General features: G+C 73.0%; 13 protein-coding genes. 7 read left to right on the top strand and 6 right to left on the bottom strand.

The window, feature by feature from the left end; genetic code table 11:
• Positions 1 to 166: 166 nt before the first annotated feature.
• Entirely contained in the window at positions 167 to 1327 is a 1161-nt protein-coding gene (locus ACIGQF_RS35085) for a cystathionine gamma-synthase (protein ID WP_399719023.1), read from the top strand.
• Between the two features lie 58 nt (positions 1328 to 1385).
• On the opposite strand, the gene ACIGQF_RS35080 is transcribed toward ACIGQF_RS35085, so the two are convergent.
• The 3 genes from ACIGQF_RS35080 to ACIGQF_RS35070 all read right to left on the bottom strand — a co-directional run bounded on the left by ACIGQF_RS35080 (position 1386) and on the right by ACIGQF_RS35070 (position 2778).
• Positions 1386 to 1634 carry a hypothetical protein gene (locus ACIGQF_RS35080; protein ID WP_399719020.1) on the bottom strand — a complete coding sequence of 83 codons (249 nt, stop codon included), beginning with the start codon at positions 1632 to 1634 and terminating at the stop codon, positions 1386 to 1388.
• The gene (locus ACIGQF_RS35075; protein WP_399719018.1) at positions 1631 to 2122 is read right to left on the bottom strand and encodes a sigma factor-like helix-turn-helix DNA-binding protein; all 492 of its coding nucleotides are present in this window, start codon (positions 2120 to 2122) and stop codon (positions 1631 to 1633) included. The genes ACIGQF_RS35080 and ACIGQF_RS35075 overlap by 4 nt, the downstream gene beginning before the upstream one ends.
• 155 nt (positions 2123 to 2277) lie before the next feature.
• Complete coding sequence (locus tag ACIGQF_RS35070; RefSeq protein ID WP_399719015.1) at positions 2278 to 2778, bottom strand: MarR family winged helix-turn-helix transcriptional regulator; 501 nt, start codon at positions 2776 to 2778, stop codon at positions 2278 to 2280.
• Positions 2779 to 2994: 216 nt separating this feature from the next.
• Here ACIGQF_RS35070 and ilvA point away from each other — a divergent pair, with 216 nt between their 5' ends.
• The 3 genes from ilvA to ACIGQF_RS35055 all read left to right on the top strand — a co-directional run bounded on the left by ilvA (position 2995) and on the right by ACIGQF_RS35055 (position 6485).
• Positions 2995 to 4242 (top strand): threonine ammonia-lyase, encoded by a 1248-nt coding sequence (gene ilvA / locus ACIGQF_RS35065; RefSeq protein ID WP_361568121.1) that lies wholly within the window; start codon positions 2995 to 2997, stop codon positions 4240 to 4242.
• 288 nt (positions 4243 to 4530) lie between these two features.
• On the top strand, positions 4531 to 5619 hold the full coding sequence (locus ACIGQF_RS35060) for an ATP-binding cassette domain-containing protein (protein ID WP_399719012.1): 1089 nt from the start codon (positions 4531 to 4533) through the stop codon (positions 5617 to 5619).
• The gene (locus tag ACIGQF_RS35055) at positions 5616 to 6485 is read left to right on the top strand and encodes an ABC transporter permease (protein WP_399719010.1); all 870 of its coding nucleotides are present in this window, start codon (positions 5616 to 5618) and stop codon (positions 6483 to 6485) included. The genes ACIGQF_RS35060 and ACIGQF_RS35055 overlap by 4 nt, the downstream gene beginning before the upstream one ends.
• 151 nt (positions 6486 to 6636) lie before the next feature.
• Here ACIGQF_RS35055 and greA read toward each other — a convergent pair whose 3' ends face one another.
• Positions 6637 to 7134, bottom strand: coding sequence for a transcription elongation factor GreA (greA, locus tag ACIGQF_RS35050; protein ID WP_361568092.1), 498 nt, complete (start codon positions 7132 to 7134; stop codon positions 6637 to 6639).
• 205 nt (positions 7135 to 7339) lie between these two features.
• A complete protein-coding gene (locus ACIGQF_RS35045) occupies positions 7340 to 7759 on the bottom strand; it encodes a DUF4307 domain-containing protein (protein WP_399719008.1) in 420 nt (139 codons plus the stop codon).
• 108 nt (positions 7760 to 7867) lie between these two features.
• Between ACIGQF_RS35045 and mca the strand changes: the two genes are divergently transcribed.
• Both mca and ACIGQF_RS35035 read left to right on the top strand, forming a co-directional pair.
• Positions 7868 to 8740: a mycothiol conjugate amidase Mca gene (mca, locus tag ACIGQF_RS35040; RefSeq protein ID WP_399719006.1), complete on the top strand. Its 873-nt coding sequence runs from the start codon at positions 7868 to 7870 to the stop codon at positions 8738 to 8740.
• A 7-nt stretch (positions 8741 to 8747) separates the two neighbouring features.
• A complete protein-coding gene (locus ACIGQF_RS35035; RefSeq protein WP_399719094.1) occupies positions 8748 to 9032 on the top strand; it encodes a hypothetical protein in 285 nt (94 codons plus the stop codon).
• 212 nt (positions 9033 to 9244) lie between these two features.
• Here the strand turns inward: ACIGQF_RS35035 and ACIGQF_RS35030 are convergent, their stop codons facing one another.
• The gene (locus ACIGQF_RS35030; RefSeq protein ID WP_399719003.1) at positions 9245 to 12508 is read right to left on the bottom strand and encodes a tetratricopeptide repeat protein; all 3264 of its coding nucleotides are present in this window, start codon (positions 12506 to 12508) and stop codon (positions 9245 to 9247) included.
• A 191-nt stretch (positions 12509 to 12699) separates the two neighbouring features.
• On the opposite strand from ACIGQF_RS35030, the gene ACIGQF_RS35025 reads away from it, so the two are divergent.
• On the top strand, positions 12700 to 14730 hold the full coding sequence (locus tag ACIGQF_RS35025) for a thioredoxin domain-containing protein (protein ID WP_399719001.1): 2031 nt from the start codon (positions 12700 to 12702) through the stop codon (positions 14728 to 14730).
• Positions 14731 to 14793 lie beyond the last annotated feature (63 nt).

Raw genomic sequence — 14793 nt, 5'->3', positions numbered from 1 at the left:
AGGCGCGCGGCGCCGGGCGGCGCGGGCGGTGCGGTGGCTTGTCAGGCTTGTCGGGCTCGTCGGTGGCCGGGTCGGCGATTCGCGGGTGTCCACTTGTATCCACTCTCCAGCGAAGCAGAAAGTTCCTGGGCGTGCGCCGGGCCGGGGGCGACTACCCTCGGCAGACATGAGTGATCAGCGCGGACAGCGCCATCAGCACTTCGAAACCCTCGCCATCCACGCGGGGCAGGAAGCGGACCGGACGACGGGCGCGGTATCGGTGCCCATTTACCAGGTCTCGACGTACAAGCAGGACGGGGTCGGCGGCCTGCGCGGCGGCTACGAGTACAGCCGCAGCGCCAACCCGACGCGTACGGCCCTGGAGGAGAACCTCGCGGCCCTGGACGGCGGCCGCCGCGGCCTGGCCTTCGCCTCCGGACTCGCGGCCGAGGACTGCCTGCTGCGGACCCTGCTCGTCCCCGGTGACCACGTCGTCATCCCGGACGACGCCTATGGCGGCACGTTCCGCCTCTTCGCCAAGGTCGCCGAGCGCTGGGGCGTGGAATGGTCGGTGGCCTCCTCCTCCGACCCGCAGGCCGTCCGGGAGGCGATCCGGCCGCGTACCAAGGCCATCTGGGTCGAGACGCCCAGCAACCCGCTGCTCGGCATCACCGACATCGCGGCGCTCGCCGACGTGGCGCGCTCCGCGGGCGCCAAGCTCGTGGTCGACAACACCTTCGCGAGCCCCTACCTCCAGCAGCCGCTCGCGCTCGGCGCCGACGTGGTCGTCTACTCCACGACGAAGTACATGGGCGGCCACTCCGACGTGGTCGGCGGCGCCCTGGTCGTCAACGACGACGCGCTCGGCGAGGAGCTGACCTTCCACCAGAACGCCATGGGCGCCATCGCCGGGCCGTTCGACGCCTGGCTGGTCATGCGCGGCATCAAGACGCTCGCCGTACGGATGGACCGGCACAGCGCCAACGCGGCGCGGGTCGCGGAGCTGCTGACCGCGCACCCGAAGGTGACCAAGGTCTTCTACCCGGGCCTGCCCGACCACGCAGGCCACGAGATCGCGGCGAAGCAGATGCGGTCCTTCGGCGGCATGGTGTCCTTCCAGGTCGCGGGCGGTGAGCAGGCCGCGGTCGACGTCTGCGACCGCGCTCAGCTCTTCACCCTGGGCGAGTCGCTGGGCGGCGTGGAGTCGCTGATCGAGCACCCCGGCCGGATGACGCACGCCTCGGCGGCGGGCTCCGCGCTGGAGGTACCGGCCGACCTGGTCCGCCTCTCGGTCGGCATCGAGTCCGTCGACGACCTGCTCGCGGACCTGACCCAGGCCCTGGGCTAGCCCCGGGAAGCACGGGACGCGCGGGACGTGCCGGAGGCCGGCCGTCCCGGTGCGCCCCTCACCACCCTTCCAGCGGTGGTGTCGTACGCGACGGCGGTGGCATCCACGGCTGCTGGGTGACGGCCCAGACGGTGAACGCCACCGCCGCCAGGAACAGCAGCCAGCCGGCCAGGCCCAGCCGGCGGCGCCACAGCAGCAGCCGGCGCCCGCGCACGGCGGCCCGCAGCCCGAGGTCGGGCGGGACCAGGGGGTGCGGCCCGTCGAGCATCCGCCGCACCTCGGCCTCCTTGCGGTCGGGCGGGCTCACGGCGTCACCGCACCGGCGCCCGACGAGGCGGCAGGGGGCGCGGTGCCGCGCCGGGTGCTGCGCATCTCGGTGACCGCCCGCAGGCACAGCGTGTGCACCCGCTCGGCGGGCAGGTCCAGCAGGGCCGCGGTCTGCTCCTCGGCCACGCCCTCGTACAGCCGCAGGACGAGAATCAGCCGTTCCTGGGGCGGGAGCCGGTCCAGCAGGCCGCCGCGCGGCCGCCGGTGGCGCCGGGCCGTACGGGCGAAGTGCCCGGCCAGCTCCTGGCGGGTGCGGTCGTAGGGGTCCTCGCCGCGCAGCCGGTCCCAGGACGCGTACGTACGGGAGAGCGCGAGGGTCAGCAGCTCCTCGGCGGCCGGGGCCGGGCCGCCGGACGGTTCGCCGGTCAGCAGTGTGGCCGTGTGCAGCAGACGGCCCGCCGCGCCCGCGACGAACGCCTCGAACTCCCGGGCGCGACGGCACTCCCGAGCAGACCGCCGCTTTCGCACAGCGCCTCCTGCCTAGGGGCCCGGCCCGGAAGACAGGCTCCGGGCCTCGCGGGCCCGGCGGCCCGGCGATGGCTCCATGGCACGGCAGCGCGGGCACGGCGGTCAAGAGCCGTGCGGCAGGCGGCGCGGCTCCTGGGGCCGTGCGGGGGACCGGCTCAGGAAGCCGGCGTCCCCGGGGACAGCGACGCGGTCACCGTCGAGAGCGAGACATTGAAGCGCGTCAGGAGCGTGGTGAAGGCGTTGCGCTCCTCCTCGCTCCACTCCTCTGTGACCAGCGCCATCAGCTCACGGCGCGACGCGCGCACCTCCTCCAGGCGGGCCCGGCCGCGCTCGGAGAGCTGGAGGACGACCGCGCGCCCGTCCTCGGGGTGCGAGGCGCGGGTGACCAGGCCTGCGTCGACCAGCGGCGCGACCTGGCGGGTGACCGTGGAGGAGTCGATGCCCATGCCGGCGGCCAGGGCCTTGACGCCCATCGCGCCCTCCTGGTCGAGCCGGTTGAGCAGCAGGTAGGCGGCGCGGTCCATGGAGTTGCGCGCCTGCCCGACACCGCCGAGCCGGCTCTGTTCTGCGCGGCGGGCGAAGACGGCCACTTGGTGTTGCAGCGCGTCGAGGAGAGCGGGATCGATGTGGGTCGTCATGTCCGAAGAGGTGGGCATGGCCGGATGCTCGCTTCATGGAGGTGCGTACGGATTGGGGGACAGAGTACGCGGCCCGCGCGAGGACCGTACCGGCGCTGACCAAAGATGTACGGCCGCGGGGCGCGCCCCCCGGCCGCGGACGCCCGTACCGGCGTGAGCTGTAAGACTGGCGCCATGGCCGATCACACGCCGCAGACACCCGCTTCCGCCGCTCCCGGTACCGCAGGTTCCGCGATGGCCGCTTCCGCCACGGGAGCCGCAGGAGCCACAGGGGTGCTCCCCGCCGTCACGCTTGACGACATCTACGGTGCGCAGAAGCTGCTCTCGGGGGTGAGCCGGTCCACCGCGATGGAGGGCAGCCGTTTCCTGTCCGGCCTGGTGGGCGCGCCGGTCCACTTCAAATGCGAGAACCTCCAGCGCACCGGCTCGTTCAAGATCCGCGGTGCGTACGTCAGGATCGCCGGGCTGACGCCGGAGGAACGTTCCGCCGGGGTAGTCGCGGCGAGCGCCGGCAACCACGCCCAGGGCGTGGCGCTGGCCGCCTCCCTGCTGGGCGTCCGCTCGACCGTCTTCATGCCCGAAGGGGCGCCGCTGCCCAAGGTCGCCGCGACCCGCGACTACGGCGCCGAGGTGCGGCTGCACGGCCAGGTCGTCGACGAGACGCTGGCCGCGGCCCAGGAGTACGCGCGCGAGACGGGTGCGGTCTTCATCCACCCCTTCGACCACCGCGACATCATCGCCGGTCAGGGCACGGTCGGCCTGGAGATCCTGGAGCAGTGCCCCGAGGTCCGCACGATCGTGGTGGGCATCGGTGGCGGCGGGCTCGCCGCAGGCGTCGCGGTCGCCGTGAAGGCGATCCGGCCCGACGTACGGATCGTCGGCGTGCAGGCGGCGGGCGCCGCGGCGTACCCGCCCTCGCTGGCCGCCGGCCATCCGGTCGCGATCGAGTCGCCGTCGACGATGGCGGACGGCATCAAGGTCGGGCGGCCGGGCGACGTGCCGTTCGGGATCATCGGCGAGCTGGTCGACGAGGTCCGAACGGTCTCCGAGGACGCGCTCTCCAGCGCGCTGCTGCTCTGCCTGGAGCGCGCCAAGATGGTCGTCGAGCCCGCCGGGGCCAGCCCGGTGGCGGCGCTGCTGTCCGCGCCGGAGGCCTTCCAGGGCCCGGTCGTCGCGGTGCTGTCCGGCGGCAACGTCGACCCGCTGCTCATGCAGCGCATCCTGCGCCACGGCATGGCCGCCGGCGGCCGCTACCTCTCGCTGCGGCTCCGCCTCACGGACCGCCCGGGCGCGCTGGCGACGCTGCTGGGCGTGCTGTCCGAGAGGGACGCGAACGTACTCGATATCCAGCACGTACGGACCGACCCGCGACTCGGCCTCACGGAGGCCGAGGTCGAACTGCACCTGGAGACGCAGGGCCCGGAGCACTGCACGGAGGTCGGGACGGCCCTCCAGGAGGCGGGCTACACGGTGATCGCCTGACCGCACACCGGACACGACCGGGCGCGCGCCCGGACCCTGCGCACACACTGACGGCCGGTGCCCTCACGGGGGCGCCGGCCGTTCGTGCGTCTCTGCGCACACACAAGCCCTAACGCGTTGTATCGCGTTCGGCGTAACATCCCTGGAACGGTCCTCGTAAGTGCCGCCCGGCGCGGGGCACTCCTGTGGCGCAATCGTGGCGTCCCGTCACGCCGGTCGGCCGCCGCGCGGGTGACAACCGGCAAACGTAAGATTTTCCTCGAAACCCCCAACTCCGGGAGGGCCTGGATGCCAGGCGCTATTTACGCCGAGGGGCTCGTGAAGACCTTCGGCGATGTGAGGGCTCTGGACGGTGTCGACATCGACGTCCCGGAAGGGACCGTCCTCGGTCTGCTCGGTCCGAACGGTGCCGGCAAGACCACCACGGTCCGGGTCCTGACGACCCTGCTGCGGCCCGACAGCGGCCGGGCGGAAGTGGCCGGGATCGACGTACTGGAGCGTCCCGACGACGTACGGCGCGCGATCGGCCTGTCCGGCCAGTTCGCCGCCGTCGACGAGTACCTGACCGGCCGGGAGAACCTCACCATGGTCGGCCGGCTGTACCAGATGGGCGCGAAGGAGGCGAAGGTACGGGCCGGGGAGCTGCTGGACCGCTTCCACCTCGCCGACGCCGGCGACCGGCCCGCCAAGACCTACTCCGGCGGCATGCGCAGACGCCTGGACCTGGCGGCCGCGCTGGTCGTCAGCCCGCCCGTGATGTTCATGGACGAGCCGACCACCGGCCTGGACCCGCGCAACCGCCAGCAGCTCTGGGACGTCATCCAGGAGCTGGTGGCGGGCGGTACGACGCTGCTGCTCACCACCCAGTACCTCGAAGAGGCCGACCACCTCGCGCACGACATCTGCGTCGTCGATCACGGCCGGGTCATCGCACGCGGCACGTCCGACCAGCTCAAGGCGCAGACCGGCGGCGAACGCGTCGAGGTCGTCGTGCACACGCCCGATCAGCTGGGCGCCGCCGACGAGGTGCTGCGCGGCTACGGCAAGGGCGCGACCAAGGTCGAGTCGCACACTCGCAAGATCACCGTGCCGGTCACCGGCGGCGCGAAGCTGCTCGCGGAGGTCATCCGCGAACTGGACGTACGCGGTGTCGAGATCGACGACATCGGGCTGCGCCGCCCGACCCTGGACGACGTCTTCATCTCGCTGACCGGCCACGCCGCCGAGACGCCCGCCGAGGGCGAGGAGAACGGCGACGACACGGCGGACGGCGACCCCGGCGCGGACGGGCCGGCCGGCCGCAAGGGCCGGCGGAAGCGCGGGAGCAAGGCGGACAAGGGCGGAGACCGGCGGGCGGCACGGGAGGCGGCGAAGTGAGCACGGTGACGGAAGCGGCACGGCGGGCCCGCGCCCCGCGGCCGGGCGGCGGCACGGTCCGGTCCGTACGGGACTCGCTGGTCGTCGCCGAGCGGAATCTGATCAGAATGGCGCGCATCCCCGAGATGGTGATCTTCGGGCTGGTGCAGCCGATCATGTTCGTGGTGCTGTTCAGCTACGTCTTCGGCGGCGCCATCGCGCTGCCGGGCCAGCAGGGGCCGATCGACCCCGCGCGGTACCGCGAGTTCCTGATGGCGGGCATCTTCGCGCAGACCGTCACCTTCGCCACGGCGGGCGCGGGCGCGGGCATCGCGGACGACATGCACAAGGGCCTCATCGACCGCTTCCGGTCGCTGCCGATGGCCCGCGGCGCGGTCCTCACCGGCCGTACGCTCGCCGACCTCGTACAGACGGCGCTCACCCTCGTCGTGCTCGCGGCCGTCGCGCTGATCATCGGCTGGCGCACGCACGAGAACTTCGGCAAGGTGCTGGCCGGCTTCGGCCTGCTGCTCCTGCTCGGCTACGCCTTCTCGTGGATCGGCGCGCTGATCGGCCTGTCCGTACGGACTCCGGAGGCGGCGACCTCCGGCGGCCTGATCTGGCTCTTTCCGCTGACGTTCATCTCGAATGCGTTCGTGCCCTCGGACTCGATGCCGGCGTTCCTGCGGCACATCGCCGAGTGGAACCCCTTCAGCGCCACCGTGCAGGCCGCGCGCGACCTCTTCGGCAATCTGCCGCCCGGCTACCCCGTACCGGACGCCTGGCCCATGCAGCACCCGGTCCTCGCCTCGGTGCTCTGGTCCATCGTGATCATCGTGGTCTTCCGCACGCTGGCGGTACGGAAGTACCGGTCGGCGACGGCCTGAGCGCTCGCGCTGCGCGCCCTGTCCGGACGTGAGGGCGTGAAACGTGCCGCGTCCGGACACCTCGAAGGGCCCGGGTCTTCCCGACCCGGGCCCTTCGGTGGTGCTGCGGTGCGGCCGCCGCGTGTCGCGGGCGCCGCCGTGGTCCGCGGGCTCAGCCCGTGTAGGGCTTGGCCTCCAGGATCTTCACGGCTGCCTTCTTGCCGTTGGGCAGCTCGTACTCCGCGGTCTCGCCGACCTTCTTGCCGTTCACTCCGGTGCCCAGCGGCGACTGCGGGGAGTAGGTCTCGATGTCCGAGCTCGCGTACTCCCGCGAAGCGAGCAGGAACGTCAGCGTGTCGTCCGGGTCCCCGTCGAACGCGATGGTGACGACCGTGCCGGGGGCCACGACACCAGTGGCGGCGGGAGCCTCGCCGACCTTCGCCGTCTCCAGCAGCTGCTTGAGCTGGCGCATACGAAGGTCCTGCTTGCCCTGCTCTTCCTTGGCCGCGTGGTACCCGGCGTTCTCCTTCAGGTCACCTTCCTCGCGGGCCGCCGCGATCTTTTCGGTGATCTCGACGCGTGCGGGACCAGACAGGTACTCCAGCTCGGCCTTGAGCTGGTCGTACGCCTCCTGGGTCAGCCAGGTGACGTTGTCGCTGGTCTGGGTCACAGGTGCTCCTCGTCGGTACTGGGGATAAATCAAACGCCCTACCAGGAAGGCTGGCGCCTTCTCGGGTGGGCGAAACCACGAGCCTAACAATTCCGGCACAAAAGGGGGAGCGGTAAACCGCAAAAAACACGTCACCGCTGGTCAGCCCCGCTCGGGCGAGGTCGCCCGACACGCGGGGGTCAGAGCCGTGCCGGCTGCCGGCGGTTCAGTTCTGGCCCGGGGCGCCCGAGGTCGTACAGCCGACCAGTTCGGCGTTGGTCGCCCGGGCCGTCGTCCGGATCGTGATCACCGTGTCGACCTGGTCCTCGGACTGCTCGACCCGGACGTCCTTGCGGCCGACCTCGGCGCCGTCGGCGGACTGCGAGCGGAGCGTGCACACGCCCTTCGCGCCGGGGTCCTTCATGACCTCCAGGTGCGCCTGCACCTTCGTGTCGGAGACCACCTTGTACGTGACCAGGCGGCCGCTGAGGTCCTGCCCGGTGATGTAGGAGATGCCGAACCAGGCGATCACGCCGAGCAGCGCGGCGCCGAGCACCGCACCGATGACCTTCAGCTTGCGGTCGGCCCGCTCGTCGGCGGTACGGCCGTACCGTCCGTCGGGCAGTCCGTCGCGCACCGCGGCCATGATCTTCCTCCTGGTAAGGGGGACCTGGAAATATTCGCCCCCTCGCTTCGGTCACTATAGAAGGCGTCGTTCAACGGCGTCCCATGACCCTTGACTGAGGACCGAGTCTTGACTGAGCAGCTGCGAATGATGGCGGTGCACGCCCACCCCGACGACGAGTCGAGCAAGGGCGCGGCCACCATGGCCAAGTACGTGTCCGAGGGGGTGGACGTGCTGGTCGCCACCTGCACCGGGGGAGAGCGCGGCGACATCCTCAATCCCAAGCTCCAGGGCGACCCGTACATCGAGGCGCACATCCACGAGGTGCGCAAGAAGGAGATGGACGAGGCCCGCGAGATCCTGGGTGTGAAGCAGGAGTGGCTGGGGTTCGTCGACTCCGGGCTGCCCGAGGGCGACCCGCTGCCCGCGCTGCCCGACGGCTGCTTCGCGCTCCAGGACGTGGAGGCGGCGGCCGAGCCGCTGGTGAAGCTGATCCGTTCGTTCAAGCCGCAGGTCATCACGACCTACGACGAGAACGGCGGTTACCCGCACCCGGACCACATCATGACCCACAAGATCACGATGGTGGCCTTCGAGGCGGCGGGTGACGCCTCGAAGTACCCGGACGCCGGCGAGCCCTTCCAGCCGTCGAAGCTCTACTACAACCAGGGCTTCAACCGCCCGCGCACCGTCGCGCTGCACGAGGCGCTGCTGGAGCGCGGCATGGAGTCGCCGTACGGCGAGTGGCTGGAGCGCTGGAAGTCCTTCGAGCGCGCCGAGCGCACGCTGACCACGTACGTTCCGTGCGCGGACTTCTTCGAGATCCGGGACAAGGCGCTGATCGCGCACGCCACGCAGATCGACCCCGACGGCGGGTGGTTCCGCGTCCCGATGGAGATCCAGAAGGAGGTCTGGCCCACCGAGGAGTACGAGCTCGCCAAGTCTCTGGTGGACACCTCCCTCCCCGAGGACGACCTCTTCGCGGGCATCCGCAACAATTGACCTCATGATGAGCGCGACCAGCACCCTCGCCATGACTCATCTCGTCCCCCTCGCGAAGGACCTGGACGAGAACAAGGTGACCCCCGGAGTCCTCGGCTTCATCGTCTTCGCGGTCATCGGCGGCGCCGTTTGGCTGCTGATGAAATCGATGAACAAGCACATGCGGAAGGTCGACTTCGAGGAGAAGCCGGGCGAGAACGCGAAGGGCGACGGCGTGGCGCCCTCGGCCGCGAGCACCCCGGCCGCCCCGGCCAAGGGAGCCGCGGCCAAGGGCGCCCCGAAGACGACCTGACCCGGCCTCCGGACACCCGGCCCCGCAGCCACTCCGTCCCGGGGCCACTCGGTTCCGGGCCACTCGGTCTGGGGCCACTCGGTCCCGGGGCCGGAGATCCTGGGCCCGGATACGCGGAACCGCCGCGGGCGTGAGCGCCCGCGGCGGCATCGGCCTGCCTGGTCACCGGTCCTGACCGCGGTGTGCCGCCGCTCCGCCCGGAGCCCCCGGGGCTACGTCGACGGCTCCAGGGGTGTGCCCATGATTTCGCGGGCGTGGCGGGTGGGGATCATGCCCAGGCGCCAGGCCTGCCAGCCGGCCTCCAGCTCGATGCCGCGGTCCAGCAGCACGGCGTACGCCTCGGCGCAGTCCTCCAGTTTCGGGTCGCGCAGCGGATGCGGGGAGCGGCGCAGCTCGGCCAGCTCCTCCTGGGCGACGGCCGTGCCGACCTCGGAACCGCCGGGCGAGGCGAGCGGCAGCAGCGTGCAGCGCAGGAAGCGGGCCCAGTCCTCGCCGCGCCGGTCGCCGTACCCCGCGAAGATCTCCGCCGCCTCATCGGCCAGCTCCAGGGCCTGCGCCGTCCGGCCGTTCCCCGCGTCGACGACCACCAGCTCCAGGCAGGACCAGCCCTCGCTGTGCGGCACCCCGATCCGCTGGAAGTCCCGGCGCGCGTCCTGCAGCAGCTGGCGCGCGAAGCCGCTGTTGAGCAGCGAGCCGGTCTGCGCCGCCCGCACGTCACGGGTGATCCGCCCGGAGTGGTGCCGCGCGCACGCCAGGCCGTACGCGTCGTGCATCCGGCTGAACATCGTGCGCGCCCGGTCCAGGTGGCGCACGGCCGCGTCCTTGTCGCCGTTCTCCTCCAGCGCCTGGCCGAGGTAGTACAGCGTCCAGGCCTCGCCCCGGGCGTCCTCGTGCCGGCGGTGCAGCGCGAGGGCCTGGCGCAGCTGGTCCACCGCGGACGCCGGGTCGCCGTCCACCAGCCGGGCCCGGGCCAGCTGCGTCATCGCCCACGCCTCGCCGCGCCCGTCCTGCGTGCGGCCGTACAGCTCCAGCGCCTCCTGGAGTTCGCGCTCGGCGCGCGGTACGTCGCCGTGGCGCAGACAGGCCTGGCCGAGCTGGAAGTGCGCCCATGCCTGGCCGTGCACGCTCTCGCTCTCGCGGTGCAGCTCCAGCGCCTCGTCGAGCAGCGCGAACGCCTCGGCCAGTTGCGCGCGGTCGCGCTCCACCGCCGCGAGGGCGTGCAGCGTCCACGCGCGGTCGCCGCGCAGGGCGTCCCCGCTCTGCAGCTCCAGGGCCTCCCGCAGCTTCGCCGCGGCCTCGGTGAGATTGCCCTGCTGCTGAAGGGTGATGCCCAGGTCGCGCAGGGCGCGCGCAGCGCCCGCCGAATGCTGCGCCTCGAAGTACAGGTCGACCACCGAGGACAGCGTCGTACGGGCCTTGTCCAGCTCGCCGAGCTGCCGGGCCGCGACGCCGGTGCGCCACTGGACCGAGCGCGCCAGCAGCCCCTTGTCGGTGGCCTTGGTCAGCTCGTTCAGCTCGCCGAGGCGGTACAGGTCGCCGCGGAGCAGGCAGTAGTCGGCGAGCGCCCCGAGGAGGTGGGAGAGCGTGGCCTGGTCCACGTCCTGGTCGGCGTGGCGCAGCGCCGCCGTGATGAAGCTGGTCTCGTCGTCCAGCCATTGCAGCGCGGCGTCGAGCGAGGTGAAGCCGTGCGGGCCGAAGCGGTCGGCGCGCGTGGAGGTGTTGCCGTCCACCAGGCGGATGACGGAGTCCGCCAGCTCGGCGTAGCTGCGCAGCAGCCGCTCCTGGGCGCCGGCCCGCTCCGCCGGGTCCTCCTCGTCCAGCAGGCGTGCGTGCGCGAAGTGGTGCACCAGGGAGTGGAGGCGGTACCGGCTGCCGCGTACGTGCTCGACGAGGCCCGCCCCGGTCAGCCGGGCCAGCCGCCGCTGCGCTTCCTCCTCCTCGACGCCCAGCAGCGCCGCCGCGGCTGCCGCGCCGAGGCTGGCCCGTCCGACCAGCGCCAGCCGGCGCAGCAGCCGCCGCTCGGCGTCGGGCTGGTCGGTGTACCGCAGCCACAGGGCCCGCTCCACGGCCGTCACCGGGCCGTAGGCCGCCAGGTCCGCCGCCAGCGTGGCCGGGTCGCGCGGGCCCAGCGAGGAGCCCGCCACCCGCAGTGGCAGCGGCAGCCCCGCGCACAGCTCCCCGATCCGGTCCAGGGCCTGCGGGTCGTACGGCCCGGCCGCGCCCTCCGCCTCGCCGCCCGCGGCGCGCAGCAGCTCCTCGACGCCGGCGGTGTCCAGCGGGCCCACCGGCAGCTGGTGCACCCACGCCGAGAGGGCCTCGGGCAGCTCCATCGGCTCCCGCGCCGTGACCAGCACCAGGGACTCCGAGCGGTCCGGCACCAGGGTGCGCACCTGGTCCGGGTCGGTGGCGTCGTCCAGCAGGACCACGACGGGGAGGTTGGTCAGATGCTGCTGGTACAGCTCCGTCAGCCGCTTCACGTGCTGCTCCGGCGAGGGCCGCTCGCGGAACAGCAGCTGTTCGCGCGGCGCCCCGAGGCGGTTCAGCAGGTGCAGCAGCGCGTCCCGGGTGGGCAGCGGGGTCTCGCCCGGCGTCTCGCCGCGCAGGTCCACCACGCACGCGCCGCGGAACTGATCGCGCAGCTGCCGCGCGGCCCGCACCGCCAGCGCCGTGCGTCCCGAACCCGGTTCGCCGTGCAGCACGACCACCGTGGGCCTGGTCTCCGTACTGGCCCGGGCGGCGTGCACCCACTGGGTGATCTGCGTCAGCTGGGCCCGCCGCCCGGCGAACGGGCCGCCCGGGTCCGGGAGTTGCTGGAAGGAGTCGGCCAGCACCGACCTGCGGCGGGCCGCCGCGCTGCGGTCCCCGCCGCGCAGCTGCGGGCCACGCCCGGTGTTCCCTGTGCCCTGGCCGCCGGCGGCACCGCTCCGGTTCGCCGCCGTCAGCATCCGCTGCTGGTCCAGGAACGGCCGCACGCCGCGCACCTCCAGGGCCGTCAGCCACTGGAGCCGCAGCTGCTCGGGGCCGCCCGGCTGGCCGCGCATCCCCGCCTGGCGGTGCGCGGCAGGCCAGTGTCCCGCGGTGAGCTTCAGGACCGTGGCCGCGGCACCCGCGACGACGACCGCGGCCCCGGTGCCCAGCGCCGGGCCGGGGCCCGTGCCGTACGCCAGGTCCGCGGTGACGGCGGCGGCCGCGGCGACCAGCGTGACCACCGCGGGGGTGCCCGTCTCCCTGCGGGTCAGCCGCTCCGTCAGCGGCCGGCGCGCCGCGGCCGCCTCGTCCAGCGCTCCGGTGTACGCGGCGTACTCCTCCGCCGCTCCGGCCGCCAGCCGGTCCAGCGCGGCCCGCGCCCTGGTGAGCAGCGCGCCCCCGTCGACGCGCCCGCCCGAGCGGCGCACCTCCTCCTCGACCGCGCGCGTCAACAGCGCGTCCGCGTCCGCGCGGTGAGCGTCCCGCAGGACAGCCGGTGACCCCGTCATTCCGTCCCCCTCCAGCGATGATCGCCTTGTACGCCCAGTGTTCCGTCCCGGCGCCGAATCCGGCAGCCCTGTGGATAACTCCGCCGGGACGTGCCACACGGTGGAGTGAGAGATCCGCCGTGCCGGGCAATGCGGGCTCCGGCGGATCGGCTTCGCACGTTCCGGGCACACCCGTGAGAGAGGATGGCCCCATGCCGAACCGCCTGGCTCATGAGACTTCCCCGTATCTGCTCCAGCACGCCGACAACCCGGTCGATTGGTGGCCGTGGTCCGACGAGGCGTTCGAGGAGGCGCGGCGGCGCGGCGTACCGGTGCTGCTCAGCGTCGGATACAGCAGCTGCCACTGGTGCCACGTCATGGCCCACGAGTCGTTCGAGGACGAGGCCACCGCGCGGCTGCTCAACGAGCACTTCGTGGCCGTGAAGGTCGACCGGGAGGAGCGCCCGGACGTCGACGCCGTGTACATGGAAGCCGTGCAGGCCGCCACGGGCCAGGGCGGCTGGCCGATGACGGTCTTCCTCACGCCGGACGCCGAGCCGTTCTACTTCGGTACCTACTTCCCGCCCGAGCCGCGGCACGGCATGCCCTCGTTCTCGCAGGTCCTGGAGGGCGTGCGGGCGGCCTGGACGGACCGCAGGGACGAGGTCGGCGAGGTCGCGGGAAAGATCGTGCGCGATCTGGCCGACCGCTCGCTGGCCGTCGCCGGGGCGCAGCCGCCCGGTCGCGAGGACCTGATGGCCGCGCTGATGCAGCTGACCAGGGAATTCGACGCGACCCGCGGCGGATTCGGCGGCGCGCCGAAGTTCCCGCCGTCGATGGTGCTGGAATTCCTGCTGCGGCACCACGCCAGGACGGAGTCCGAGGGCGCGCTCGACATGGTGAGCGCGACCTGCGAAGCGATGGCGCGCGGCGGCATCTACGACCAGCTCGGCGGCGGTTTCGCGCGCTATTCCGTGGACGCGGAATGGGTCGTACCGCACTTCGAGAAGATGCTGTACGACAACGCGCTGCTCTGCCGGCTCTACGCCCACCTCTGGCGCGCCACCGGCTCCGGGCTCGCCCGCCGCATCGCCCTGGAGACCGCCGACTTCATGGTCGGCGAACTCCGCACCGACCAGCTGGGGTTCGCCTCCGCGCTGGACGCCGACAGCGACGACGGCACGGGACGGCACGTCGAGGGCGCCTACTACGTGTGGACGCCCGAGCAGCTGACCGAGGTACTGGGGGAGGCGGACGCCCGGATCGCCGCCGACCACTTCGGGGTCACCGAGGAGGGCACCTTCGAGGAGGGCGCCTCGGTGCTGCAACTGCCGGACACCGAGGGGCTGCGGGACGCCGACCGGATCGCCTCCATCAAGGAGCGGCTGCTCGCCGCACGGGAGGCGCGGCCCCGCCCCGGCCGGGACGACAAGGTCGTGGCCGCCTGGAACGGCCTGGCCGTCGCCGCGCTCGCGGAGACCGGCGCGTACTTCGACCGGCCGGACCTCGTGCAGGCCGCGACCGACGCCGCCGACCTGCTCGTCCGCGTCCACATGGACGGCCAGGCGCGGCTGCACCGCACCTCCCGCGACGGCGTCGCCGGCGCCAACTCCGGTGTGCTGGAGGACTACGCGGACGTCTCCGAGGGCTTCCTCGCGCTGGCCCAGGTGACCGGCGAGGGCGTATGGGCGGACTTCGCCGGGCTCCTCCTGGACACCGTGCTGATCCACTTCCGGGGCCCTGACGGCTCGCTGTACGACACCGCCGACGACGCCGAGGCGCTGATCCGCCGGCCGCAGGACCCGACCGACAACGCCACGCCCTCGGGCTGGACCGCGGCGGCCGGCGCCCTCCTCTCGTACGCGGCGCTCACGGGCAGCTCCCCGCACCGGGAGGCCGCCGAACGCGCGCTCGGCATCGTCAAGGCGCTGAGCGGGCGCGCTCCGCGCTTCATCGGCTGGGGTCTCGCGGTCGCCGAGGCGCTGCTCGACGGCCCGCGCGAGGTCGCGGTGATCGGCTCGTACGACGACGAGGCCACCCGTGAGCTGCACCGTTCCGCGCTGCTGAGCACGGCGCCCGGCGCCGTCGTCGCGGTCGGCGACCCCGGGAGCGAGGAGGTGCCGCTCCTGAAGGACCGGCCGCTGGTCGGGGGCCGGCCCGCGGCCTACGTGTGCCGCGACTTCACCTGCGAGCGGCCCACGACCGACCCGGGCGAGCTGGCGGAGCGGCTGCGCGCCGGGTGACCGGGCGACCGGAGGGCCGGGTCCGCCGCGTACGACCCGTACGGCGGCGGGCCTCGCGGCCAC

It is taken from the genome of Streptomyces sp. NPDC053560, from assembly GCF_044544605.1.
Lineage (GTDB): Bacteria > Actinomycetota > Actinomycetes > Streptomycetales > Streptomycetaceae > Streptomyces.
Note: the sequence above shows the minus strand (reverse complement) of the source record. Positions and strands in the feature narration are given on the sequence as shown.

Coding starts and splice junctions, on each gene's coding strand:
- ACIGQF_RS35085 (WP_399719023.1), top strand. CDS start 167: ATGAGTGATCAGCGCGGACAGCGCCATCAGCACTTCGAAACCCTCGCC.
- ACIGQF_RS35070 (WP_399719015.1), bottom strand. CDS start 2,778: ATGCCCACCTCTTCGGACATGACGACCCACATCGATCCCGCTCTCCTC.
- ilvA (WP_361568121.1), top strand. CDS start 2,995: ATGGCCGCTTCCGCCACGGGAGCCGCAGGAGCCACAGGGGTGCTCCCC.
- ACIGQF_RS35035 (WP_399719094.1), top strand. CDS start 8,748: ATGAGCGCGACCAGCACCCTCGCCATGACTCATCTCGTCCCCCTCGCG.
- ACIGQF_RS35025 (WP_399719001.1), top strand. CDS start 12,700: ATGCCGAACCGCCTGGCTCATGAGACTTCCCCGTATCTGCTCCAGCAC.
- ACIGQF_RS35030 (WP_399719003.1), bottom strand. CDS start 12,508: ATGACGGGGTCACCGGCTGTCCTGCGGGACGCTCACCGCGCGGACGCG.
- ACIGQF_RS35060 (WP_399719012.1), top strand. CDS start 4,531: ATGCCAGGCGCTATTTACGCCGAGGGGCTCGTGAAGACCTTCGGCGAT.
- ACIGQF_RS35045 (WP_399719008.1), bottom strand. CDS start 7,759: ATGGCCGCGGTGCGCGACGGACTGCCCGACGGACGGTACGGCCGTACC.